Annotated in this window: 21 protein-coding genes; 14 read left to right on the forward strand and 7 right to left on the reverse strand. The window is 70.9% G+C overall.

Annotation, left to right across the window (positions count from 1 at the left end):
* Nucleotides 1-217: 217 nt before the first annotated feature.
* The 4 genes from ACQP2X_RS01805 to ACQP2X_RS01820 are packed head-to-tail and all read right to left on the reverse strand — an operon-like array spanning nt 218 to nt 3,694.
* On the reverse strand, nt 218-1,198 hold the full coding sequence (locus ACQP2X_RS01805) for a maleylpyruvate isomerase family mycothiol-dependent enzyme (RefSeq protein ID WP_498693918.1): 981 nt from the start codon (nt 1,196-1,198) through the stop codon (nt 218-220).
* A 5-nt stretch (nt 1,199-1,203) separates the two neighbouring features.
* The gene (locus ACQP2X_RS01810) at nt 1,204-1,782 is read right to left on the reverse strand and encodes a sigma-70 family RNA polymerase sigma factor (RefSeq protein ID WP_498693919.1); all 579 of its coding nucleotides are present in this window, start codon (nt 1,780-1,782) and stop codon (nt 1,204-1,206) included.
* Between the two features lie 13 nt (nt 1,783-1,795).
* A complete protein-coding gene (locus ACQP2X_RS01815; RefSeq protein ID WP_498693921.1) occupies nt 1,796-2,224 on the reverse strand; it encodes a hypothetical protein in 429 nt (142 codons plus the stop codon).
* A 60-nt stretch (nt 2,225-2,284) separates the two neighbouring features.
* Complete coding sequence (locus ACQP2X_RS01820; protein ID WP_498693923.1) at nt 2,285-3,694, reverse strand: DUF4331 domain-containing protein; 1,410 nt, start codon at nt 3,692-3,694, stop codon at nt 2,285-2,287.
* Between the two features lie 153 nt (nt 3,695-3,847).
* Here ACQP2X_RS01820 and ACQP2X_RS01825 point away from each other — a divergent pair, with 153 nt between their 5' ends.
* Nucleotides 3,848-5,122, forward strand: coding sequence for a tetratricopeptide repeat protein (locus tag ACQP2X_RS01825; protein WP_498693924.1), 1,275 nt, complete (start codon nt 3,848-3,850; stop codon nt 5,120-5,122).
* Nucleotides 5,123-5,208: 86 nt separating this feature from the next.
* On the opposite strand, the gene serC is transcribed toward ACQP2X_RS01825, so the two are convergent.
* On the reverse strand, nt 5,209-6,330 hold the full coding sequence (serC, locus tag ACQP2X_RS01830) for a phosphoserine transaminase (protein ID WP_498693925.1): 1,122 nt from the start codon (nt 6,328-6,330) through the stop codon (nt 5,209-5,211).
* A gap of 7 nt (nt 6,331-6,337) precedes the next feature.
* Nucleotides 6,338-7,441 carry a citrate synthase 2 gene (locus tag ACQP2X_RS01835; protein WP_498693926.1) on the reverse strand — a complete coding sequence of 368 codons (1,104 nt, stop codon included), beginning with the start codon at nt 7,439-7,441 and terminating at the stop codon, nt 6,338-6,340.
* A gap of 114 nt (nt 7,442-7,555) precedes the next feature.
* Here ACQP2X_RS01835 and pdxH point away from each other — a divergent pair, with 114 nt between their 5' ends.
* Genes pdxH through ACQP2X_RS01870 form a run of 7 tightly spaced genes read left to right on the forward strand, consistent with a single transcriptional unit; the run spans nt 7,556 to nt 13,412 of the window.
* A complete protein-coding gene (gene pdxH / locus ACQP2X_RS01840) occupies nt 7,556-8,212 on the forward strand; it encodes a pyridoxamine 5'-phosphate oxidase (protein WP_498693927.1) in 657 nt (218 codons plus the stop codon).
* Complete coding sequence (locus ACQP2X_RS01845) at nt 8,209-9,528, forward strand: MFS transporter (RefSeq protein ID WP_498693928.1); 1,320 nt, start codon at nt 8,209-8,211, stop codon at nt 9,526-9,528. Before pdxH ends, ACQP2X_RS01845 begins: the two co-directional genes overlap by 4 nt.
* Nucleotides 9,529-9,538: 10 nt before the next feature.
* The gene (locus ACQP2X_RS01850) at nt 9,539-10,459 is read left to right on the forward strand and encodes an aldose 1-epimerase family protein (RefSeq protein ID WP_498693929.1); all 921 of its coding nucleotides are present in this window, start codon (nt 9,539-9,541) and stop codon (nt 10,457-10,459) included.
* Nucleotides 10,459-11,085, forward strand: coding sequence for a nitroreductase family protein (locus ACQP2X_RS01855; protein ID WP_498700772.1), 627 nt, complete (start codon nt 10,459-10,461; stop codon nt 11,083-11,085). Before ACQP2X_RS01850 ends, ACQP2X_RS01855 begins: the two co-directional genes overlap by 1 nt.
* 47 nt (nt 11,086-11,132) lie before the next feature.
* The gene (locus tag ACQP2X_RS01860) at nt 11,133-11,429 is read left to right on the forward strand and encodes a type II toxin-antitoxin system VapB family antitoxin (RefSeq protein ID WP_089296050.1); all 297 of its coding nucleotides are present in this window, start codon (nt 11,133-11,135) and stop codon (nt 11,427-11,429) included.
* A 24-nt stretch (nt 11,430-11,453) separates the two neighbouring features.
* Complete coding sequence (locus ACQP2X_RS01865) at nt 11,454-12,617, forward strand: acyl-CoA dehydrogenase family protein (RefSeq protein ID WP_498700773.1); 1,164 nt, start codon at nt 11,454-11,456, stop codon at nt 12,615-12,617.
* 42 nt (nt 12,618-12,659) lie between these two features.
* The gene (locus ACQP2X_RS01870; protein ID WP_498693930.1) at nt 12,660-13,412 is read left to right on the forward strand and encodes a DUF4230 domain-containing protein; all 753 of its coding nucleotides are present in this window, start codon (nt 12,660-12,662) and stop codon (nt 13,410-13,412) included.
* Nucleotides 13,413-13,595: 183 nt separating this feature from the next.
* Here ACQP2X_RS01870 and ACQP2X_RS01875 read toward each other — a convergent pair whose 3' ends face one another.
* The gene (locus ACQP2X_RS01875; protein WP_498693931.1) at nt 13,596-13,778 is read right to left on the reverse strand and encodes a PspC domain-containing protein; all 183 of its coding nucleotides are present in this window, start codon (nt 13,776-13,778) and stop codon (nt 13,596-13,598) included.
* Between the two features lie 271 nt (nt 13,779-14,049).
* Here ACQP2X_RS01875 and ACQP2X_RS01880 point away from each other — a divergent pair, with 271 nt between their 5' ends.
* The 6 genes from ACQP2X_RS01880 (at nt 14,050) to ACQP2X_RS01905 (ending at nt 23,259) form a co-directional block, all read left to right on the forward strand.
* Nucleotides 14,050-15,900 carry a DUF5941 domain-containing protein gene (locus ACQP2X_RS01880; RefSeq protein WP_498693932.1) on the forward strand — a complete coding sequence of 617 codons (1,851 nt, stop codon included), beginning with the start codon at nt 14,050-14,052 and terminating at the stop codon, nt 15,898-15,900.
* On the forward strand, nt 15,897-18,065 hold the full coding sequence (locus ACQP2X_RS01885) for a bifunctional glycosyltransferase/CDP-glycerol:glycerophosphate glycerophosphotransferase (protein WP_498693933.1): 2,169 nt from the start codon (nt 15,897-15,899) through the stop codon (nt 18,063-18,065). Before ACQP2X_RS01880 ends, ACQP2X_RS01885 begins: the two co-directional genes overlap by 4 nt.
* 132 nt (nt 18,066-18,197) lie before the next feature.
* Nucleotides 18,198-19,496: an ABC transporter ATP-binding protein gene (locus tag ACQP2X_RS01890; protein ID WP_498693935.1), complete on the forward strand. Its 1,299-nt coding sequence runs from the start codon at nt 18,198-18,200 to the stop codon at nt 19,494-19,496.
* Between the two features lie 189 nt (nt 19,497-19,685).
* A complete protein-coding gene (locus ACQP2X_RS01895) occupies nt 19,686-20,021 on the forward strand; it encodes an ATP-binding protein (RefSeq protein WP_498693936.1) in 336 nt (111 codons plus the stop codon).
* A gap of 78 nt (nt 20,022-20,099) precedes the next feature.
* Nucleotides 20,100-20,840 (forward strand): beta-phosphoglucomutase family hydrolase, encoded by a 741-nt coding sequence (locus ACQP2X_RS01900; RefSeq protein WP_498693938.1) that lies wholly within the window; start codon nt 20,100-20,102, stop codon nt 20,838-20,840.
* A 55-nt stretch (nt 20,841-20,895) separates the two neighbouring features.
* Nucleotides 20,896-23,259: a glycoside hydrolase family 65 protein gene (locus ACQP2X_RS01905; protein WP_498693941.1), complete on the forward strand. Its 2,364-nt coding sequence runs from the start codon at nt 20,896-20,898 to the stop codon at nt 23,257-23,259.
* Nucleotides 23,260-23,280 lie beyond the last annotated feature (21 nt).

A 23,280-nucleotide genomic window follows, 5' to 3' on the forward strand; every position in this document is an offset into this window, starting at 1 on the left:
GCGTTTCGGAACACGGTACGCTCCTCGGTCACCCGATGGGGGTAAGCCACGCCGGGCAACTTGGCTGAGCTGCGATGATCATGAAAAAGCCGTTGTCGTACGCGTCGTCGAGTGACCAAAAGCACTGTCGTTCCACCGTGCCCCACAGCGCGGCCTCCCTGCAACTCGAGGCCGTAGCGCGTGTTTCGCGCCACTGCCGCCAAGGGCCTGGTGATCCTCACGGGACGACCGCCAGCGCCGGCACCGCGGCCAGGAAGTCGCGGGCCAGGGTGGTGTCGCCACCGACCTCGGCCGCGACGTGGCCCGGATCGCGCCGATCCCCGGCCAGCCGGCAGAACTCCACCACATCGAGGGTCACCACCGCCGCCGGCCGGGACACCGCCCCGGTCGAGGGGCCGAGCGGCACCGTCCACGTGCCACCGCCGTCACCGGTGAGCTCCAACCGCACATGGCGACCGCGACGGGACACGACCCGGGGCAGGAACCGGACGGCCAGCTCGGCCATCGGCCGCACGTGCCCGGGAAGCGGCGGCGGCGTCCGGCGCCCGGTCGCGACGGCGATGTCCTCCCGGTGGATCCAGGTCTCGTAGGAACGGGCCGTCAGCGCGTCCGGCAGGCAGAGCGGCGCGCCCAGGGCCGTCGTCGCCACACTCAGCGGCGGGTTCGCCGGGACCGAGCGGCACATCGCGTCGGCCTGCGCACGCCACCACCGCCGGGTCTGCTCGGCGGTCCGCCGGCGCTCCCGGCGCACGACGGCCGCGGTGCGGGTGGCCGGGTCGTCGCCCAGCGGCTCGACCGGCAGTCCGATCACCCCGGCGATCAGCCCGTCGGTGGCGGCCAGGTGCGCGACCAGGTCGTGCACGCTCAGCTCGCCGTACGCGGCGGTCCGGGCCCAGTCGGCCGCCGTGAGGTCGGACAGCAGCAGGTCCAGCGCCGCGACCTGAGCCGCGAAAGGCGCCGCGTACGCCGGTGCCGCCGTGGCCGGAGGACGGCGGCGCCGGGCGGCCGAGCGCGTCCGCGCCAGCGAGCCGGCCGGGGGCCGGCGGTCCGACCCGGCCAGGCCGGCCACGACCTCGACCACCTGGCGGGCCTCCCGCGCGCAGTCCGGGCAGGTGGGCAGGTGCGCCTCGACGAGGGCGGCTTCAGCGGGCGGGCAGGCGTCGAGCGCCCACACCGCGACCAGGGAATGGATGTCCATGTCGTTCATCTCTTCAGGGCGACGGCGAGCCGGCGCAGGCCCTCGCGCATCTGGGACTTGGCGGTGCCCTCGGGCAGGCCCAGCTCGGCCGCGACCTCGCGATAGGTGCGGCCCTCCAGATACGCCATGGTGATCGCGCGGCTCAGGTGCGCGGGCAGCGCCTTCAGCGCCGCGGCCAGCCGCTCGGCCGCGTCGCTGTCCGAGACCTGGTCGCCGACCGGGTCGCCCCGGCTGACCGCGCCGGCCTCCAGGACCCCGTCCAGGGCCCGCCGGCGGTGCGCCTCCTCCCGGCGCACCAGGTCGACGGCGCGGCGGTGGGCCATCATGGCCAGCCAGCCGCGCAGGCTGCCCCGCTCCGGCTCGTAGTCGAGGGGGTGCTGCCAGATGGCGAGGAAGACCTCCTGGGTGACGTCCTCGGCGGCCCGGCCGTCACGGGTGACCCGGGCCGCGATCGTGTGCACCAGCGGCGCGAACCGCTCGTGCAGGTCGATGAAGGCCGCCTCGTCGCCGTAGACGAGCTCGTCGCGCACCCGCGCGTCGTCGCGGGCGGCCTCGGTGGAACGCTCGTGTCGCAAGGCGCTCATTCCCACGTCGGTCTCACCTCGGCGTGCTCACGCATGTCTTCTCCAGCGCGGCCCGGGCCGTCTCCACGTCGCGCAGATAGCTCGGCTCGGCGGTCCGGCTGTCGAGCCGCAGCCGCAGGTAGCCCACGGAGAGGATCACGGCCTCCATCGGCTCGCGGACATCCGGCCCAGCCGCCGGCCGCAGCGCCACCAGCTGGTCCTGCGCCCGGCGCAGCTCGGCCCGGTCGGCCGGCGACAGGGCCGTGACGTCGTCGCCGTGCGTGAGCCGGGCCAGCGAGCGGACGGCGCCGGCCGCGTCACGGCAGGCGCCCGGCGTGAACTGCTCCACCGCCGGCAGGACGAGCCGCTGCCCCGGCGGCCAGACTCGCCGCACGATCACGGCGGCGGCCGCGAGCAGCACCGTCGCCGTCAGCGCGGCGACCACGAGGAGGGGACGCTTCACGGTGCGCTCCTAACCGGGGCGCCGCCGCGACGGCGGCGCCCCGAGTAGTCCGGACTCCGGTCAGTTCTGGTTCACCGCGACGACGTTCGAGGTGGCGACGTAGGGGAACGTCGCCCGGAACGGCAGCGCGTTGGCGTCGACCGCGTCACCGAGACCGTCGACCGCCGCCGGGTGGTTGGGCAGCAGCACGCCCTCGGCGACCCGGATCGTCACGTCGGTGACGTCGTCGGCCAGCCGGCGTCCGTTGGGGAACCCGGCGTTGTCGCCGCCGAGCACACCGAGCCGGTTCGGGCTGGCCGCCGGCGGGATCGACATGTTCAGCCGCAGCTGCTCGCTGGGCACGAACGTGGCCGGGTCGACGTCCTTGTTGAGCCGCTGCGAGTTGAGGTCGACCGCGACCGGCCCGCAGGCCTTGCAGACGCCGGTCAGGAACACCTCGACCAGGTCGTTGCGGGGTGTGGCGGGCGCCGGGATCTTGTAGAGGGCCTCGATCCGGCGGGGCACCTCGGGGCTGGTCACGAACGGCAGGAACTTGGCGTCGTTGCGTGGCGCGGTCGCGTTGAACTCGTCCTTGCGGCCGACCGGGATGACGACCTCGTTCACCAGCGGCATGCCGAGCCGGGAGACCTGCTGCCAGCCGCCGTACCGGTTCCGGTTGTTCAGCGTGTCGACCACCTCGATGCGCTGCCGCGACGTGGTGGCCCAGACGCCGACGACCGGGTTGCGGGCGGCGTCGCCCTTCAGCGCCAGCACGCTCTTGGGCACCTGGATGGCCAGCGTGTTGGTGTTGTAGCCGCGGACCGTGTCCTGGCCGACCTCGGACAGGTTGCCGCCGAAGTAGTTGTCGAAGAAGCGCAGGTCGATGAAGAACGGATCGTCGGCCTGACCGGCGTAGGTCTTGCCGCCGCCGGGCAGGGGGGTGATCGCCGAATCGGCGAGCTGCTGGTAGTTCGGCATCGAGGCCGGTCCGACCCGGGACGGCGCCACCCGGCCGTTGTTGATCAGGGTCTGGCTTCCGGACTCGGTGATCGCCTCCAGCTTGTACGTCTGGAGATAGTTGAGGTCGGGGTCGTCGAGCGAGGTCACCACGCCGGTGTTGTAGAGATAGGTGTTCCGGCTGCGGTAGTTGTCGGTGAACGTCCAGCGGTAGATCAGGTCGGCCCGGGCGTCACCGTCGTTGTCGATGTTGATGTCGTACGCGGCGTCGGAGGCGAACGGGTAGAAGTTCGGTCCGCCGTTGGGCTCCTCGAACGGCACCCAGTTCCCGATCAGCGTGACCGTGTTCGGCGCGTCGGGGCTGACGAACGCGTACGTGTCGGTGTTGTCGAGCTGAGGCTCGCCGGCGACCAGCGGCGCCTCCCGGTGACTGGAAGCCTGCGTGATCGTCGGCGCCAGCGACGCGACGCAGGCCGTGGCGGTCACCGCCGCGGCCACGCCGAGCATCCGCCGGCGACTTGGAGGTCGGAACATTACATCCCCCTTGATGAGGTCGATGCTGTCGCGGGTCATTCGCCTCGCCGGACCGGGCGGATGAATCGAGTCGCATTGGTTACATCGAGCCATCCGGATGGCCGTCGGCGGCGAATCCCCCTGTCACACATCGCTCTCGAGGAGGGGGAACCGATGCGCCGCGTGGTGGTGCTCATCGCTGTCCCGGTGCTCGGCCTGGCCCTCGTGGTCGCGGCCGGCGCGCTGTTCGCACCCTGGGACCGGGCGCCGGTGAGCCGGGCGTCCACGACCCGCGACACCGGGCCGATCGCGGCCGCCGAACGGCGGGTCGAGCGGGCGCCGGACGACTGGAAGACGTGGGCCGAGCTGGGCACGGCGTACGTGGAACGGGCCCGCACGACCGGCGAGGCCGCCGATTACGTGCGGGCCCGGGTGGCCCTCGACCGGTCGCAGAAGATCCATCCACGGGACAACGCGATCGCGCTGACCGGTCACGGCGCGCTCGCCGCCGCCCTGCACGACTTCCCGGCCGCGCTGCGGCACGGCCGGGCCGCTCTCGCGATCGATCCGTACAAGGCCGCCGCCCTCGGCGTCGTGGCCGACGCCCTGATCGAGCTGGGCCGCTACGACGAGGCCTTCCCGGAGATCCAGCGGATGGTGGACCTGCGCCCGGACGCCTCGTCCTACGCCCGGGCGTCGTACGCCTGGGAGCTGCGCGGCGACATCGGGCGCGCCACCGACGCCATGCGCCGCGCCCTGGACGCCGCACCGAACGCGGCCGACGGCGCGTTCGCGCGCCTGCACCTGGGCCAGCTCGCCGCCGACAACGGCGACCTGGACACCGCCACCACCGAGTTCACCGAGGGCCTGCGCCTGCTGCCCGGTCACCCGCCGCTGCGCCTGGGCCTGGCCCGCGTCCGCGCCGCGCGGGGCGACACCGCGGGCGCGATCAGCGAGTTCCGGTCCGTCCTGGCCGCGGCGCCCCGGCCGGTCTACGCGGCCGAGCTCGGCGACCTGCTCACGGTGGCCGGCCGCGCGGGCGAGGCGGCGAAGGAGTACGCCCGGGCCCGTGCGGTCTGGGCCGGCGAGGCCCTCAGCGGCACCCCGCCCGAGCCAGATCCGGTGCTGTTCGCCGTGGACCAGCGGGAACCGGTCGCGCTGGACGCCGCCCGACGCCTCTACGCCCGGCAGCCCGGCATCGCCGGGGCCGACGCGCTGGCCTGGGCACTACGCGCGGCGGGCCGCCCGGCCGAGGCGCTGCGCTACGCCGACCAGGCGCTCCGCCTGGGCACCCGCAGCGCACTCAGCCACTATCACCGCGGCATGATCCTGGCCGACCTCGGCCGGCGCGACGGCGCCCGCGCCGACCTGACCACCGCGCTGCGCCTCAACCCGCACTTCTCGTTCCGGCACGCCCCCGAGGCCCGCGCGGCCCTGGCCCGGCTGTGACAGCGGCCCGCTGCCGAGGCCCCGCACGGCTTGGGGCCGGCTGTGACAGCGGCCCGCTGCCGAGGGCCGCGCGGCTCTGACCCGGGCTAGGACAGCCGCTCGACCACGTAGTCGATCGCGGCGGTCAAGGCGGTCACGTCGGACGGCTCGACCGTCGGGTAGAGGGCGATGCGCAGCTGGTTGCGGCCCAGCTTGCGGTAGGGCTCGGTGTCCACGATGCCGTTGGCGCGCAGGATCTTGGCCAGGACGGCGGCGTCGATCTCCGGAGCGAAGTCGATGGTGGCCACGGCGGCCGACCGCAGGGCCGGGTCGGTCACGAACGGCGTCGCGTACGAGGACTTGTCGGCCCAGCCGTAGATGGCGGCCGCGCTCTCGGCGCTGCGCTTGACCGCCCACGACAGGCCGCCCTGCGCGTTCATCCAGTCGAGCTGCTCGGCCGCCAGGAAGACCGTGGCCAGGGCCGGGGTGTTGTACGTCTGCTCGAGGCGGGACTGCTCGATCGCGGTCACCAGGTCGAGGAACTGGGGGATGTAGCGGCCCGAGGCCTTGATCTCGAAGGCGCGCTCGATGGCGGCCGGCGACATCAGGGCCATCCACAGGCCGCCGTCGGAGCCGAGGGCCTTCTGCGGAGCCAGGTAGTAGACGTCGGTCTCGCGCAGGTCGACGTCGAGGCTGCCGCCACCCGAGGTGGCGTCGGTGAGCAGCAGGGCGCCCTCGTCGGCGCCGGCCACGCGGCGGACCGGCACGGCCACGCCGGTCGAGGTCTCGTTCTGGACCGAGGCGTACGCGTCGACGCCCGCCTCCGCCGTCAGATAGGCCGCCTGACCGCCGGGCGCCTGGTGAATGGTCGGGTCGCCGAGGAACGGCGCGTCGCTGACGGCCTTGGCGAACTTCGCGCCGAACTCGCCGAACTCGGCGAACTGGGCCCGGTCGCGGATCAGGCCGAACGTCGCGACCTCCCAGAACGCGCTCGTGCCCCCGTTGGCGATGACCACCTCGTACCCGTCGGGCATCGAGAAGAACTCGCCGAGGCCGCGCCGCAGGCGGGCCACCTGGTCCTTGACCGTCTTCTGCCGGTGTGAGGTGCCGAGGAACGTGCGGGACACCGCGGACAGCGACTCGACGCCCTCGGGGCGCACCTTGCTCGGACCGGAGCCGAAGCGCCCGTCGACCGGCTTGATCTCGTCTGGAATCCGGATGTCACTCACCGGAGCATTATGCGCGGAGCTTGTCCCAGCCCTCGACCTGCTGCGGCTTGCGGACCGGAGGTCCCACATAGTGAGCGTGCGGGTGCACGACCCGGCCCAGGCGTTTCTGCTCCAGGATGTGCGCGCTCCAGCCGGCCACCCGCGCGCAGGTGAACATGGAGCTGAACATGTGGCCGGGCACCTCGGCGAAATCGAGGACCACGGCCGACCAGAACTCGACGTTCGTGGGCAGCGGCCGCTCGGGCTTGCGGGCCTGGAGCTCGGCCAGCGCGGCTCGCTCGAGCGCGATGGCCACCTCGTAGCGGGGCGCGCCCAGCTCGCGGGCCGCACGCTTGAGCACCCGGGCCCGGGGGTCCTCGGCGCGGTAGACCTGGTGCCCGAAGCCCATCAGGCGCTCGCCACGGTCGAGGACACCTTTCACGTACGCCTCGGCGTCACCGCCACGCTCGACCTCTTCCAGCATGTGCAGCACGCGGGCCGGCGCCCCGCCGTCGAGCGGGCCGGAGAGCGCGCCGATGCCCGAGGAGATGCAGGCGGCCACGTCGGCGCCGGTCGAGGCGACCACCCGGGTGGTGAAGGTGGAGGAGCTCAGGCCGTGCTCGGCGGCCGAGATGAAGTAGGCGTCGACCGCCTTGACGTGCTTGGGGTCGGGCTCGCCGCGCCAGCGCCGCATGAAGCGCTCGACGATCGTCCCGGCCTTGTCGATGTCCTTCTGCGGCACGGCCGGCAGGCCGAGACCGCGGGCCGCCTGTGCCACGAACGACAGCGCGGTCACCGACACCCGGGCCAGGTCGCGGCGGGCCTGGTCGTCGTCGATGTCGAGCAGCTGGCTCAGTCCCCAGTACGGCGCCAGCATGGCCACCGCCGACTGCACGTCGACGCGGATGTCGCCCGAGTGCACCGGCACCGGGAACGGCTCGGCCGGCGGCAGGCCGGGCCCGAACCGGCCGTCGACCAGCAGCCCCCAGACGTCGCCGAAGGAGACCTGGCCGATCAGGTCCTCGATGTCGACGCCGCGATAACGCAGCGCGCCACCGTCCCGATCAGGCTCGGCGATCTCGGTCTCGAAGGCCACGACTCTCCCTGGGGGCGGATGCTGTAGGTGTTTCATCTTGCTCGCTGGGTAACGGCAGGTCGACACCGCATGACGCGCTCTGTATGTGCTTTCTGCGACACCCATCCTCACCGACCTGACGTGGCGGCCGAGGGGACTTACCGTCGTTGCGTGACCCTCGAACCCCCCTCGCCTGCGAGCATGCGCCGCGACTACACCGCGCGGGAGGCGTTGCTCGAGTCGGGCATGGCCGCCGATTGGACCACACAGTTCGGCGCCTGGTTCATCGAGGCGTCCGGGTTCGGCCTGCCCGAGCCCAACGCCATGATCGTGGCCTCGGCCACACCGTCGGGTCACCCGTCGGCGCGTACTGTCCTGCTCAAGGAGTACGACGCGCGCGGTTTCGTGTTCTTCAGCAACTACGAGTCGCGCAAGGGCGCCGAGCTGGCCGCCAACCCGTACGCCAGCCTGGTCTTCCCCTGGTTTCCCATGCAGCGCCAGGTGATCGTGGTCGGCGCGGTGGAGCGGGTGAGCCGAGCCGAGACCGAGGAGTACTTTTCCTCGCGGCCGCGAGGTTCCCAGCTGGGCGCCTGGGCGAGCCCGCAGTCGACGATCGTGCCCGATCGGGAGTCGGTCGACGCCAGACTTGCCGAAGTCACCGAACGCTTCAAAAACGGGGAGGTGCCGGCGCCGCCGCACTGGGGCGGCTTCCGGGTGTCGCCGGAGACGGTCGAGTTCTGGCAGGGGCGGAGCAGCCGCCTTCATGATCGGCTGCGCTACCGACGTACCGAAGAAGGTCTTTGGGTTTTGGAAAGGTTGGCACCTTGAGCCAGGACGCTGTCGAAGCGGCCGCGGAGGTCGCCGAGGAGCGCGAACGGAAGTCCTGGTTCATCGATCTCAGGCCCCTCCGCGTCGTCGCGTATCGGCGGATGTGGATCGGAAACGGGGTCTCGTTCTTCGGTTTCCAGTTCACCTCGGTCGCGGTGCCGATCGAGATGTACGCCATCACGCACTCCTCGGCCTGGGTGGGCCTGCTCGGTGTGGCCGGCCTCGTGCCGCTGCTGATCTTCGGGCTGTGGGGCGGCGCCGCGGCCGACGTGGTCGACCGGCGCAAACTGCTGCTGGCCAGCTCCACCCTGGCCTGGATCTCCACCCTGGGTCTGCTGGTGCAGGCGCTGTTCCACGTGAACAGCGGTTATCTGCTGCTGGCACTGGTCGCGCTCCAATCGGCCGGCTTCGCCATCAGCTCGCCAGCCCGGCAGGCGATCATCCCGCGGATCGTGCCGGGCGGGCTCGTGCCGGCGGCCAACACGCTGGCCTACACGACCACCACCGCCGGCGGCGTGCTCGGCCCGCTCGCGGCCGGTGTGATCTTCGCGGCGGCCTCGACCGACAGCGGCATCATCGCCGCCTATCTGGTCGACGCCGTGCTGTTCACGGTCTCGTTCTGGGCCACCTGGCGGCTGCCGTCGATCCCGCCGGTCGAGCACGACCTGACCGAGGAACGGCCCAGCGCCGGTCTGCGCGGCGTCCTGGTCGGCCTGAAGTTCCTGGTCACCCAGCCGGTGCTGCTGCTCTCGTTCGCCGTCGACATCGTCGCCATGGTCTTCGCCATGCCGCGGGCGCTGTTCCCCGAGGTGGCGGCCGACCGGTTCGGCGGCGACCAGGCGGTGGGCTGGCTGTTCAGCGCGATCGCCATCGGCTCGGTGATCGCCGGCCTGTTCTCCGGATGGATCGGGCGGGTCAAACGCCAGGGCGTCGCCCTGGTCGTCGCCGTGATCGGCTGGGGCATCGCGATCGGCTTCGCCGGCCTCGCCCACAGCCTCTGGCTGATCCTGCTGCTGCTCGCCGTGGGCGGCGCGGCCGACCTGGTCAGCGCCGTCTATCGGCAGTCGATCCTCCAGGTCTACGCGCCCGACCGGCTCCGCGGCCGGCTCCAGGGTGTCTTCACAGTCGTCGTGGCCGGTGGACCGCGCCTGGGCGACCTGCGTGCGGGAGCAACCGCCGACCTCACCTCGACCACCGCGTCGTGGGCCGGCGGCGGCTTCCTGGCGGCCGGTCTGTCGGTCGTGTTGGCCCTGGTCTTCCCCGCTCTGATTCGTTACAAGCCGCCGGCCGGCACCGAGGGAAGCGCGAACAGATAATGTCCAAGCCATGACAAGCGTCGTAGCCGCGAAATCCGGCACCCAGTGGTCCATCGAGGCGGACGGGCACAGCGCCGTCGTCGTGGAGGTCGGCGGCGTGCTGCGCGGCTACTCCGTGAACGGCGTCAAGGTGCTGGACGGCTTCGAGGCCGACGAGCTCTCCCCGGCCTCGGCCGGTCAGATCCTGGCGCCGTGGCCCAACCGGATCCGCGACGGCAAATACACGTTCGAGGAGCAGTCCTACCAGCTCCCGCTGACCGAGCCGGCCCGGCACAACGCCATCCACGGCCTGGTCAACTGGGCCCGCTGGACCGAGGTCGAGCGCACCGGCGCCTCGGTCACCCTCGAGTTCGAGCTGCCGGCCCAGATCGGCTATCCGTGGTGGCTGACGCTGCGCGCCACCTGGACCGTCTCGGCCGACGGGCTGCGCTGCGACCAGGAGGTCGTCAACAACAGCGACGCGAACGCGCCGTGGGGATATTCCGTGCACCCCTACCTGGAGCTGCCCGGCGTCGCCGTCGACGACATCCTGCTGCACGTGCCGGGCAAGACCCGCGTGGTGGCCGACGGTCGCCTGCTGCCGATCGGCGCCAACCCGGTGGCCGGCACCGAGTACGACTTCAACGAGCCCCGCCGCATCGGCGACCTGGTCCTCGACACCTCCTTCGGCGACATCGAGCACGACGCGAACGGCATCACCGAGGTGACCATCGCCGACCCGGGCTCGGACGCCAAGGTCGTGGTCTGGGCCGACGACAAGTTCAAGTACTGGCAGGTCTTCACCGGCGACACCCTGCACGGCGAGCGGTTCCGCCGCTCGGTGGCGATCGAGCCGATGACCTGTCCGCCCGACTCGTTCCGCACCGGCCGCGACCTGATCGTGCTGGCGCCGGGCGAGCGGTGGACCGCCTCGTGGGGGATCCGGGCCTGATGGACTTCGCCGAGGTCCTCCGCAAGCGGCGCATGGTCCGCAGCTACGATCCCGACCGCCCGGTCGCGCCCGAGATCGTCGACACGATCGTCAAGCACGGTCTGCGCGCTCCCAGCGCCGGGTTCTCGCAGGGCTGGGGCTTCCTGGTGCTCACCGAGCAGAAGGACCGCGACCTCTACTGGTCGTCGACGACCGAGGGTGACCTGGGCGACGCCGCGGCCGACGAGGCGTGGAAGGGCGACTGGCTCACCCGCATGCGCACGGCACCGGTGATCATCGTCTGCTTCTCCAACAAGTCGGCCTATCTCGACCGCTACGCCCAGGCCGACAAGGGCTGGACGGACCGCAGCGAGGAGCACTGGCCGGTGCCCTACTGGGACATCGACACCGGCTTCGCCGCCCTGCTCATGCACCTCAGCGCGGTCAACGAGGAGCTCGGCTCGTGCTTCTTCGGCGTGCCGGTGCCCAAGGTGCCGGCGGTCAAGGAGGCGTTCGGGGTTCCGGACGAGTACACACCGATCGGTACGCTCACCGTCGGCTATCGGGCACCCGACAAGAGGTCTCCGTCACTCAAGCGCGGGCACCGTCCGGTGGAAGATGTGGTGCATCATGGCCGATGGGCCTGATGCGGTGGGGATAGGCTGAGGTTGTTGTTGAGAGAGGGGGCTCCGGGGTGATCTTCAAGGCGGTCCGGGACGGTGCCCCCTATCCCGATCACCACACGACCCTGAAAGCGTGGGCCGAGATCCCGCCACGGCCGATCCGGCTGGCCGATCTCATCACCACCAAGCGGGAGTTGGCGCTCGACAAGCTGCTGGCCGAGGATTCGACGTTCTACGGCGACCTCTTCCCGCACGTCGTGGAATACAAGGGCGCCCTCTACCTCGAGGACGGCCTGCACCGCGCCTTGCGGGCGGCGTTGCAGCAGCGCAACCAGATCCACGCCCGCGTGCTGGTCGTCGAGGGCTGATTTTCCACTAAGTTGACGTTCATGGTGACTCCGCTGGATCTCCTGGACGTCGATACCCTCCTGTCCGACGAGGAGCGCGACATCCGCGCGCTCTGCCGCCGGGTCGCCGACGATCGGGTACGCCCGCACGTCGCCGACTGGTACGAGCAGGGCACCGTTCCGGTCCGCGAGCTGGCCCGGGAGTTCGGCAAGCTGGGCCTGCTCGGCATGCATCTGACGGGGTACGGCTGCGCGGGCTCGTCCGCGGTGGCGTACGGCCTGGCCTGCATGGAGCTGGAGGCGGCCGACTCCGGCGTGCGCTCGCTGGTCAGCGTGCAGGGATCCCTGGCCATGTACGCCATCTGGAAGCACGGGTCCGAGGAGCAGAAACAGCGCTGGCTGCCGGGCATGGCGGCCGGCGAGCTGATCGGCTGTTTCGGCCTCACCGAGCCCGACCACGGCTCGGACCCGGCCAACATGGCGACCCGGGCCCGCCGCGACGGCGGCGACTGGATCCTCGACGGCGGCAAGATGTGGATCACCAACGCGCCCGTGGCCGACGTGGCGGTGATCTGGGCCCGGGCCGAGGAGGGCGTGGTCGGCTTCGCCGTGCCGACCGATACGCCGGGATTCGCGGCCCGCGAGATCAAGCACAAGATGTCGCTGCGCGCCTCCAGCACGGGGGAGATCACGCTTGATGGCGTACGTCTGCCGGACAGCGCCCGCCTCCCCGAGGCGCGCGGCCTGAAGGCGCCGCTCTCCTGCCTGACCGAGGCCCGTTTCGGCATCATCTGGGGAGCGATGGGCGCCGCCCGCGACTGCCTGTCGGTGGCGCTCGACTACGCGACCACCCGCGAACAGTTCGGCCGGCCCATCGGCGGGTTTCAGCTGACTCAGGCCAAGCTGGCCGACATGGCGCTCGAGCTGCAGAAAGGCTTCCTGCTCGCGCTGCATCTGGGCCGGTTGCGCGACTCGGCCGGCGCGCTGCGCCCCGAGCAGGTGAGCGTGGGCAAGCTGAACAACGTGCGGGAGGCGATCGCGATCGCCCGCACCTGCCGGACCATCCTGGGCGGCAACGGCATCAGCGGCGAATATCCGGTGATGCGCCATGCGAACAATTTGGAGAGCGTCCTCACCTACGAGGGCACTTCCGAGATCCACCAGTTGGTGATCGGCCAGAAATTGACCGGATTGAACGCTTTCGCCTGACCGTTGACTGCAAGTGTCGTACCCGGCTCGTACCGTGAGGGTATGGCCAACTCATCGGACGTCTCGCCGGGTGTCACCGAACCCACGCGGGAATATCCCCCCGTCCCCGAGGAGCCGACTCCGCCTACGCCGCCGGAGCAGGCTTCTCGGCCGAGCGGGTTCGCCCGCCTGCTCATCTTCACCGGGTTCGTCTTCGCGCTGCTCGTGGCCGCCTGTCTCGGGCTGCGCGCGATCAACGTGCTGCCCAGCTTCGACAACCCGTTCAGCGACCGCACCACCGACCGCAGCCAGCCCGTGCTGTTGCAGTCGATGCGCGACCTGAGCCGCTACGTCGCGGCCGACGGCACCTTCCAGGTCATCGTCGACCTCCAGGAGGACAGGGAGAACATTCCGGACTTCCTGATCAACCGGCGGACGCTGTTCGTGGGATCGGGCACGGTCGAGCAATATGTCGACTTCAGCAAGCTCGCCGACGAGGCGCTGGTCGTCGACAACGAGAAGAAGACCGTCACGATCACGCTGCCGGCGCCCGAGCAGGGGTTGGCCGCCCTCGACATGCAGAAGAGCTATGTCGTGGCCGAGCAGCGCGGGCTGCTCGACCGCATCGGCGACGCCTTCAAGAGCGACCCCGACAAGCAGCAGAAGGTCTACGCGATGGCCCAGCAGAAGATCACCGAGGCCGCGCAGTCCAGCGGGCTGGCCGACCGGGCCAAGCAGAACACCGAGCAGATGCTGCGCAGTCTCTTCACGCGCCTCGGCTATTCGACGGTCACGGTGACCTTCGACAGTCCCTGACGACGGCGGCCCGGAAACACCGGACGCCGCCGACCCGGGGGCGGGGTCGACGGCGTCCGGCGGTCATCGGCTCGGGGGCGTGGCCCTCCGGGAGCCGGGGGTCATCTCAAGAGACGCCGCGCGCGGGCCTTTCCGTTGCGCGGCGTGCGTTTTTCGCGCTTTTGTCGGGCGCCCGGTGGCGGGTCACTCGTTGGGGAGCAGGGCCCACAGGATCAGGTAGATGATGAACTGCGGGCCGGGCAGCAGGCAGGAGATGACGAAGATCAGGCGGACCACGCCGGCGGAGAGCCCGAAGCGGCGGGCCAGGCCGGAGCAGACGCCGGCGATCCAGCGATCGTTCCGGGGACGGACGAGTCGGCGAGCCACGATGACTTCCTCCTTGACTGACGGCCTCGGCGTTGTGCTGTGGCCGTACTTCGACGGTAGGGGCGCCGTGACCGTGCGCCCTCGGTCCGCAGGTGGAGATGGGCGGCCCGGCTCCCGTAAGGGTGACCCGTACCCCCGCGTCCTCCGCTGTTAACCTGGGTGCCGATTTCCGGCCTTCGGCGCGATGCCGCGCGCCGGTTCGACGATGTGTCGCGCCCGGCCCGGGCTGGGACGGCGACGCCGTGACGAGGAGGCAAGCGGTGACGCTCCGGTGACGCTGGCTGTCCTGCACACCAGCACCGGCAACGCCCTCGATCCGGCCGGCGCGGCCCGGCTCGCGGACGACCTGACCGCCGCCCTGCGCGCCGCCGGCGCCACCGAGGTCGAGCGGATCGGCGCGGGCGCGCCGCTGCGGGAGGTCGTGCGGCGGGCCGAGAAGGAACGCGAGCCGGTGCTGATCTGCGACGACAACCTCGTGGCGCATCCGAGCCTGCTCTGGATGCTCGCGACCGAGCCGGCCAAGCGGACCACCGCGCTGGTGATCGCCGATCCCGAGGGTGACCTGCGCGAGGATCGCGGCAAGCTGCTGCCGGTCGGTGACGGTCCGGGGACCGTTCGCTATCTCGGTGCGATCTGTGTGGCCCCGGCCGATCTGCCGGTGCTGGCCGATGTCGCGGATCGCGACGATCTTCTCCCGGCGCTGCTCGAAGGCGGTCTCGTGCCGGTCGCCACCCCGGTGCGGCTGCTGCGGGGCGCGCTCGTGCACGACGACGCCGAGCTGGCCGCGGCGCGGGCGGCTGTCGACGCCGTCGACGAGGACAAGGCCCGTCTGCGGATGGCGGTCAAGGAGAAGGACGACTTCTTCACCACGTACGCCGTGAGCACCTGGTCGCCGCTCGTCACCAAGGCCTCGGCGCGGCTCAAACTCACGCCGAGTGCCGTCACCGGGCTCTCCGTGCTTCTCGCCGTCGCCGCCGCGCTCGCCTTCTGGCAGGCCTCCCGGCCCGCGATGATCGCCGGCGGCATCCTGATCTATCTGAGCTTCGTCCTCGACTGCGTCGACGGGCAGCTCGCCCGCTACACGCGGCAGTTCGGCGCGTTCGGCGGCTGGCTCGACACCATGGCCGACCGGGCCAAGGAATACGTGGCGTACGCCGGCCTGGCCGCCGGGGCCGAGCGGATCGGCCTGCCCTACGCGTGGCCGCTGGCCATCGCCGCCATCGTGCTCCAGACCGTCCGGCACATGACCGACGCCTGGTACGGGGCTCTGCACGACGAGGCCGCGGCCCATCCGAAACCCCAGGCCGCGAGCGGGGTCGGCGCGCGGCTGACCGCCGCCTCGACCAAGGTGCAGGGCGACACCGGCTCCCTGGCCTACTGGCTGAAGCGGATCGTGGTCTTCCCGATCGGCGAGCGCTGGGCGCTGCTGGCCGTCCTGGCCATCGTCACCAACGGGCGGATCGCGCTGGCCGGCATGCTCGCGTGGGGGGTGCTCGCCCTGGCGTACACCCTGGCCCTGAGGTCTTTGCGGGCCTTCTCCATGCGCGTCGGCGTCTTGGACAAAGTGGACACGGGCCGGTTCCGCGACGACGGTCTCCTCGTCCGTGAAGTGATCAGCCGGGCCGGACTGCCGGCTCCGCTCGTCTTCGCGGCGCTGTCCGCCGTGGTGGCGCTGGCCACCGTGATCGTCCTCCTCGTGGGTGATCCGTCCAAGGCCCTGCTCGCGGGGGCCGCACTGGTGGTGTTGAGTGCCGGTCTGCCGGCGAGAAGAAGGCACGGTGGCCCGCTCGACTGGCTGATACCGGCCGGGCTCCGGGCGGCCGAATATCTGCTGGTGGTCGCGGTCGGCATCGTGGGTGACGTCCCGACGCCGGTGACGTACCTGCTGATCTTCATGCTGACCCTGCGGCACTACGACCTGGTGGCCCGGATGGAGAAGGGCGCGCCCGCCGGTAAGGCCCGTGGCGCCCTGCTCGGCTGGGACGGCCGTGTGGTGCTGCTGACCGCCGCCGCGCTGGCCGGCCTCGGCGCCGCCGGCGCCTCCGTGCTGGCCGCGCTGGTCGGCGGCTCGTTCCTGATCAACGCGATCGCCGACTGGCGGACAGGTGGCACCCGCCCGTGACACTGCTGAGCATCGTCGTACCGGTCTACAAGGTGCAGGGCTACCTGCGGCAATGCCTCGACTCCATGCTGAGCCAGTCGTTCACCGACTTCGAGATCGTCGCGGTCGACGATTGCTCCCCGGACAAGAGCGGCGAGATCCTGGCCGAGTACGCGGCCCGTGATCCCCGTGTGCGGGTGGTGACCGCTCCCGAGAACCTCGGTCTGGGCCGGGCCCGCAACCTGGGGCTGGAGCACGCCACCGGCGACTACGTCTGGTTCGTCGACTCCGACGACTGGCTGTCGATGGGCTCGCTGTCCGCGGTGGCCGCCCGCCTGCGCTCGACCGACGCCGACGTGCTGCTCGTCGGCTGGAACCGGGTCTACTGGGACGGGCGGGTGCAGACCGGCTCGGCCAAGAAGAAGCTGTCGGCCGCGCCCAAGGTCTTCTCCGCCGAGGAGTGGCCCAAGGTCCTCGAGATCCTGCACGTGGCCTGGAACAAGGTGGTCCGGCGCGACTTCCTGCTGCGGCTCGGCTTCGTCTTCGAGGCCGGGTGGTACGAGGACGTGTCGTTCAGCTTCCCGGTGTTGCTCGCCGCCCCGCGGATCAGCACGCTGCCCCGCACCTGCGTGCACTACCGGCAGCGGCGGACCGGGGCGATCACCCGGACCAAGGGCGACCGGCACTTCGAGGTCTTCGACCACTGGGAGCACGCGCTGGCCCTGGCCGCCGAGTACGCGTCGCCCGGCGACGAGGTGCGCGGCCTGCTCTTCCGCCGGATGATCTGGCATTTCCTGGCCGTGCTGCGGCACGACGCCCGGGTGCCGCGCGGCTCGCGGGCGCGCTTCTTCGGCCGCATGAACGAGATGTACCGCAGATATCTGCCGCCGGCCGGCTATCCGATGCCGTCCGGCGGCGAGGGCGTGCGCTACAAGCTGGTCGCCCGTGGCTCGTACGGGACCTTCAAGCTCGTCGACACCTCGATGAAGACGGCACGCCGCGTCCTGCGGCTGGGCCGCCGCTCGGCCGGATATGTCAAGCGCCGGTCGCGGCAGGCGTTCGGCCATCTCTACTACCAGCTGCAGCTGCGGCTCCCGGTGGATCAATCGCTTTCGCTGTACGCCGCCTACTGGTTCCGCGGGGTCAGCTGCAACCCGGCCGCGATCGCCGCGCGGGCGGCCGAGCTCGCGCCGCACCTGCGGCAGGTGTGGGTGGTCGGCCCGGCCCGCGAGGGCGCGCTGCCGCCCGGCACCCCGCACGTGGTGGCCGGCACGTTGCCGTACTACAAAGCGCTGGCCCGGGCCCGCTATCTGGTCAACAACGTGAACTGGCCGCACCGCATGGTCAAGCGGCGCGGCACCACGCACGTCATGACGCACCACGGCACCCCGCTCAAGATGATGGGTATGGACCAGCTCGACCATCCGGCCGCGGTGACCGACCACGACTTCGCCGGTCAGATGCGCCGGGCCGACCGCTGGGACTTCAGCGTCACCGCGAACGCGCACACCACGATCGCGTGGGACTCGGCCTATCCGTGCGACTTCGAGACGCTCGAGGTGGGCTATCCGCGCAACGACCGGCTGGCCCGGGCGACACCGGCCGAGTCGGCCGAGATGCGTGAGCGGCTCGGCATCGCGCCCGGCCGCCGGGTCGTGCTCTACATGCCGACGCACCGCGAGTGGCTGCCCGCGGGCAGCCACGTGCTCGAGGTCGAGCGGCTGGCCGCCGTCCTCGGGCCGGAGACCGTGCTGCTCGTGCGGGAGCACTACTTCCACGTGCCGGCCGAGATGAGCGGGCAGACACCGTCGGGTGGCGGCCGCATCGTGGACGTCTCCGGTCATCCGGTGGTCGAGGATCTCTATCTCGCCGCGGACGTGCTGCTCACCGACTATTCGTCGGCGATGTTCGACTACGCCGTCCTGGACCGGCCGGTGGTCATCTACGCGCCGGACTGGCAGGTCTACCGCGAGCTGCGCGGCACCTACTTCGATCTGCTGGCCGAGCCGCCGGGCGCGGTGGCCACCGACTACCTCGCGCTCATCGACCTCTTCCGGTCCGGGGCATATCGGGACGAGTCGTCGGCGGCGCTCCGGGCGGCCTTCCGCGCCCGGTTCTCCTATCTGGACGACGGCCACGCGTCGGAACGCGTCGTTCGCCGGGTATTTCTGGATGAAAACCGGTAATCGCGCAGTTACCAAGAGCAAATGGCACGTTCACCCGATGGCGTGACATCGATACTCCTCGTCGAATAGGGCGGGTCGCGGACCGTAGTGGGACCGGGATCACACTTTTGCGCCCGGTAGGGGAGGTAGGCGGTGTCGACCGTCTCGCTCAAAGACGTCACCAAGGTCTGGCCCGACGGCACGGTGGCCGTCAACAACCTGAGTCTTGACGTCGACGACGGTGAATTCCTGGTCATGCTCGGCCCCTCGGGCTGTGGCAAGTCCACGGTGCTCCGGATGATCGCCGGTCTGGAGGATCCCTCCGAAGGGGACATTCTTCTCAACGGCGACCCGGTCCTCGAATTGGCGCCGCGTGATCGCAGCATTGCCATGGTTTTCCAGGATTTCGCGCTTTATCCGCACATGACTGTTGGCGACAATATCGGGTTTCCGCTCAAACTGTCCGGGGTGGAGCCACAGCCGCGCGGCGAGCGGGTGGGCGACGTGGCGTCGGCCCTCGGCATAGGAGACGTCCTGCGGCGCAAGCCGAGCCAGCTCTCCGGCGGCCAGCGCCAGCGGGTGGCCATGGGCCGCGCGATCGTGCGCCGCCCCGGCCTGTTCCTCATGGACGAGCCGCTGTCCAACCTCGACAGCGGACTCCGGGCCGAGCTGCGGGCCGAGATCACCGGGCTGACCCGTGAGCTGGGCGTCACCACCATGTACGTGACGCACGACCAGGCCGAGGCGCTCACCATGGCCGACCGGGTCGCGATCATGCGCAAGGGCGTCCTTCAGGACGTCGGCACCCCCACCGAGGTGTACGGACGGCCGGCCACCCTCTACGTGGCCGCTTTCCTCGGCTCGCCGCGGATGAACCTGCTCGAGGCCTCGGTCTTCGTCCACCTCGAGCGCTACATCGAGCTCAACTTCGGCGAGCAGGCGCTCTATCTGCCCTGGAACGACATCCGGAGCCGGGCCGTGGCCCACTACCACGGCGAGCGGATCGTGGTCGGCCTGCGGGCCGAAGCGCTCACCCCGGTCGCGCCGGACGTGCCGGGCGACGTGCTGCGCGGCCGCATCCGCTATCTGGAGCACCACGGGCACGAGTCGCTGGCGTACCTCGACATCGGCGCCACCGCCATCGTGATCGACGAGCTGGGCCCGGCGGCCCCCAAGGACGTGGCGGAGCCCGGCGCCTTCCGCAAGCTCGGCGGGGCCCTCCAGCGCCGGCTCAGCGGGCGCGGTGGCGCCACCGCGGTGCAGACCCGCGAGGCGGAGTCGCACAACGTGCTCGACCCGGGCCGGCACTCCCGGCGGACGGCCGAGCTGGCGGTCCGGCTCGCCCCCTACCCGGCGATCTCGCCGGGCCATCCGCTCAACATCGCCGTGCGGATGGACGCCCTGCACTTCTTCGACGGCCGCGGCGCGCGCATCGACGTGGGGTGGCGCTGAGGGGGTAGTTCGCGACCGCGTGGTGCCACCGGGGCGGTACACCGCGTAGGCTGCCTCACGGTGGAGGAGAGATTGGGCCAGAGAGTGCGGTCGGCTCCGGGAGTGGAGTCGCCGGGCACAGCCGTCCCTCCACCGGGTGCCACGCCTCATCTCCTCGATCGCCGTTTCGTCCGTGACGAGATCGCCCTCGTGCGTCACGAGGTGACGGCCCGGCTCCGTGGGGCCGGGCTGACCGGCGACCGGCTCCAGGGCTTCGTCCTGGCGGTGAACGAGATTGTTACGAACGTGGTGCTGCACGCCGGCGGTCACGGCCGTGTGCTGCTGTGGGCGGCCGGCGGCTCGGCCTGGTGCTCGGTGACCGACTCCGGCCCCGGCATCCCGGCGAGATATCTGTCCGCTCCCGAGGTTCCCGAGACCTATGAGGTGGGTGGACGCGGCATCTGGCTGGCCTATCAGCTCTGTGACGAAGTGACCGTGGCGACCGGGCCCATCGGTACCACGATCGGCTTGCGGATCGAACTTTGAACAGCGTGTAAACCACCGGACGAATGTGAAGGTGCCCTTCCGGGCTCATCGGCCGCGCGGTGCGACTACATTAGGCCGGTGCTCGGACTACCTCCTCACGTGACCGCATGCCTTTTCGATCTTGACGGCGTGCTCACGCAGACCGCCCTTGTGCACAATGCTGCGTGGAAGCAGACGTTCGACACCTTTCTGAAGGCGTGGTCGGCGCAGCACGATCAGGAATTCGTGCCGTTCGACTCCGGCGCCGACTATCACCAGTACGTCGACGGCCGGCCACGAGCCGACGGCGTCCGCACGTTCCTGGCGTCCCGAGGCATCACCCTGCCCGAGGGCACCCCGGACGACGGTCCCGACCTGCTGACCGTGAACGGCCTCGGCAACCGTAAGAACATCCTCGTGCTCCAGAAGATCAAAGAGGGTGCCGTCCAGGTCTACGAGGGCTCCGTGGAGTACCTCAAGGCCGCCCAGCAGGCCGGTCTGCGCCGTGCTGTGGTCTCGGCCAGCGCCAACTGCAAGGACGTCCTCGAGGCCGCGGGCATCGCGGACTACATCGAGGTGCGCGTGGACGGTGTCACCGCTCGCGAGCGGAGCCTGCCGGGCAAGCCGGCGCCCGACACGTTCCTCTACGCGGCCGAGCAGCTCGGGCTCGACCCGAAGAGCTGTGCCGTCTACGAGGACGCCCTGGCCGGCGTCGCCGCCGGCCGCGCGGGAGCCTTCGGCATCGTGATCGGAGTCGACCGTGTGGGTCAGTCTCAGGCCCTTCTGGACAACGGGGCCGACGTTGTGGTTTCGGATCTGTCCGAACTCCTGACGCGTTAGTGCACGTACTCCATAAAGACTTTTCTCCTTCCTCATAGGTACGAGAGGCACCACCGTGATCCGTGAACGGGCATATCCCGTCGACCCTTGGCACATCCGGGAGACTCGCCTCGACCTGGATCTGCTGGCCCAGTCCGAGTCGGTCTTCGCGCTGAGCAACGGACACATCGGGATCCGCGGAAACCTGGACGAGGGTGAGCCGCACGGCTTGCCGGGCACCTATCTGAACTCGTTCTACGAGCTCCGCCCGCTGCCCTACGCCGAGGCCGGCTACGGCTTCCCGGAGTCCGGCCAGACGATGGTCAACGTCACCAACGCCAAGCTCATGCGGCTGCTGGTCGACGACGAGCCGTTCGACGTCCGCTACGGCGAGCTGCGCTCGCACGAGCGGGTGCTCGACCTGCGCGCCGGCACGCTCGAGCGCAGCGTCGAGTGGGTGTCGCCGTCCGGCCAGGCCATCCGGGTCCGCACGGTGCGCCTGGTGTCGTTCACCCAGCGCGCCGTCGTGGCGTTCCTCTACGAGGTGGAGCCGCTCGACAGCACGGCCCGGTTGATCCTGCAGTCCGAGCTGGTGGCCAACGAGCAGCTCCCGGCGATGAGCAAGGACCCGCGGGTGGCGGCCGTGCTCGACCACCCGCTGCAGTCCGAGGAAGTGCTCGAGCAGCGCACCGGTGGTCTGCTGGTGCACCGCACCAAGGCCTCCGACCTGCGGATGGCCGCGGCCATGGAGCACCTGGTGGAGACGCCCGGCAAGCACGCGGTGACCACCGAGGGTCACCCCGACTGGCTGCGCACGACCGTGGCCTGCAAGCTGGAGCCCGGCCAGAAACTGCGGGTAGTCAAGATCGCCGCGTACGGCTGGTCGTCGCACCGGTCGCTGCCGGCGGTCCGCGACCAGGTCGGTGCGGCGCTGGCCAGCGCCCGGCTGGACGGCTGGGAGGGCCTGGTCGACGCCCAGCGCGAATATCTGGACGCGTTCTGGGACCACTCCGACGTCCGCGTCGAGGGCGACCCCGAGGTGCAGCAGGCGGTCCGCTTCGGCCTGTTCCACACGTTGCAGGCCGGTGCGCGGGCCGAACAGCGCCCGATCGGCTCCAAGGGCCTGTCCGGCCCCGGCTACGACGGCCACACGTTCTGGGACGCCGAGACCTTCGTGCTGCCCGCGCTGACCTACACCCAGCCCAACGCGGCGGCCGACGTGCTGCGCTGGCGGCACTCGACGCTGGATCTGGCCCGGGAGCGCGCGCAGACCCTCGGCCTGCAGGGCGCCGCGTTCCCGTGGCGCACCATCCGCGGTCAGGAGTGCTCGGCCTATTGGCCGGCCGGCACCGCCGGCTTCCACATCGGGGCCGACATCGCCGACGCCGTGCGGCGCTACGTGCAGGCCACCGGCGACTACGACTTCGAGCGTGAGTACGGCCTGGAGCTGCTGGTCGAGACGGCCCGGCTCTGGCGTTCGCTCGGGCACCACGACCGGCACGGCCGCTTCCACATCGACGGCGTGACCGGCCCGGACGAGTACACGGCAGTGGTCGACGACAACATCTACACCAACCTGCTGGCCCAGCAGAACCTGCTGACCGCGGCCGACGCCGCCAAGCGTCACCCCGACCTGGCCCGCAAGCTCGGCGTCGACGACGAGGAGACGGCGAGCTGGCGCGACGCGGCGGCCTCGGTCCACATCCCGTACGACCGGGAGCTCGGGGTGCACCAGCAGTCGGAGGGCTTCACCCGGCTCCAGGAGTGGGACTTCGAGAACACGCCGCCCGAGGCGTACCCGCTGCTGCTGAACTACCCGTACTTCGACCTGTACCGCAAGCAGGTGGTCAAGCAGGCCGACCTGGTGATGGCGATGTACGTCCGCGGTGACGCGTTCACCCCGGAGGAGAAGGCCCGCAACTTCGCCTACTACGAGGCCCGGACCGTCCGCGACTCGTCGCTGTCGGCCTGCATCCAGGCCGTCATGGCGGCCGAGACGGGTCACCTGGAGCTGGCGCACGACTATCTGGGCGAGGCCGCCCTGATGGACCTGCACGACTTGCACCAGAACTCGCGGGACGGCCTGCACATCGCGTCGCTGGCCGGCACGTGGATCTCGCTGGTGGCCGGTCTCGGCGGCATGCGCGACTTCAACGGTCAGCTGTCGTTCGCGCCGCGGCTGCCCAGCCGGATCAACGCGCTGGACTTCTCGCTGCTCTGGCGGGGCCTGCGCCTGCGGGTGAACGTGACCCCCGAGGAGGTCACGTACTCGCTGCGCAACGGCGGCGGTTCGGCCCGGCTGGTGCTGCTGCACCACGGCAAGGAGGTCGAGGTCACCCAGGTCAAGCCGGTGACCGTGCCCAACCCGCCGGCCACGCAGGTCGGCCCGGCGCCGACCCAGCCCGCCGGCCGGGCCCCGGTGCGCCGCGCCACCGCCTGACAACAGCGAAAAGGGCCCCGG

This window comes from Actinoplanes sp. CA-131856 (genome assembly GCF_050956135.1).
Classification (GTDB): Bacteria; Actinomycetota; Actinomycetes; order Mycobacteriales; family Micromonosporaceae; genus Actinoplanes.

Coding starts and splice junctions, on each gene's coding strand:
- ACQP2X_RS01805 (WP_498693918.1), bottom strand. CDS start 1,198: ATGGACATCCATTCCCTGGTCGCGGTGTGGGCGCTCGACGCCTGCCCG.
- ACQP2X_RS01810 (WP_498693919.1), bottom strand. CDS start 1,782: ATGAGCGCCTTGCGACACGAGCGTTCCACCGAGGCCGCCCGCGACGAC.
- ACQP2X_RS01820 (WP_498693923.1), bottom strand. CDS start 3,694: ATGTTCCGACCTCCAAGTCGCCGGCGGATGCTCGGCGTGGCCGCGGCG.
- ACQP2X_RS01825 (WP_498693924.1), top strand. CDS start 3,848: ATGCGCCGCGTGGTGGTGCTCATCGCTGTCCCGGTGCTCGGCCTGGCC.
- ACQP2X_RS01835 (WP_498693926.1), bottom strand. CDS start 7,441: ATGAAACACCTACAGCATCCGCCCCCAGGGAGAGTCGTGGCCTTCGAG.
- ACQP2X_RS01850 (WP_498693929.1), top strand. CDS start 9,539: ATGACAAGCGTCGTAGCCGCGAAATCCGGCACCCAGTGGTCCATCGAG.
- ACQP2X_RS01855 (WP_498700772.1), top strand. CDS start 10,459: ATGGACTTCGCCGAGGTCCTCCGCAAGCGGCGCATGGTCCGCAGCTAC.
- ACQP2X_RS01870 (WP_498693930.1), top strand. CDS start 12,660: ATGGCCAACTCATCGGACGTCTCGCCGGGTGTCACCGAACCCACGCGG.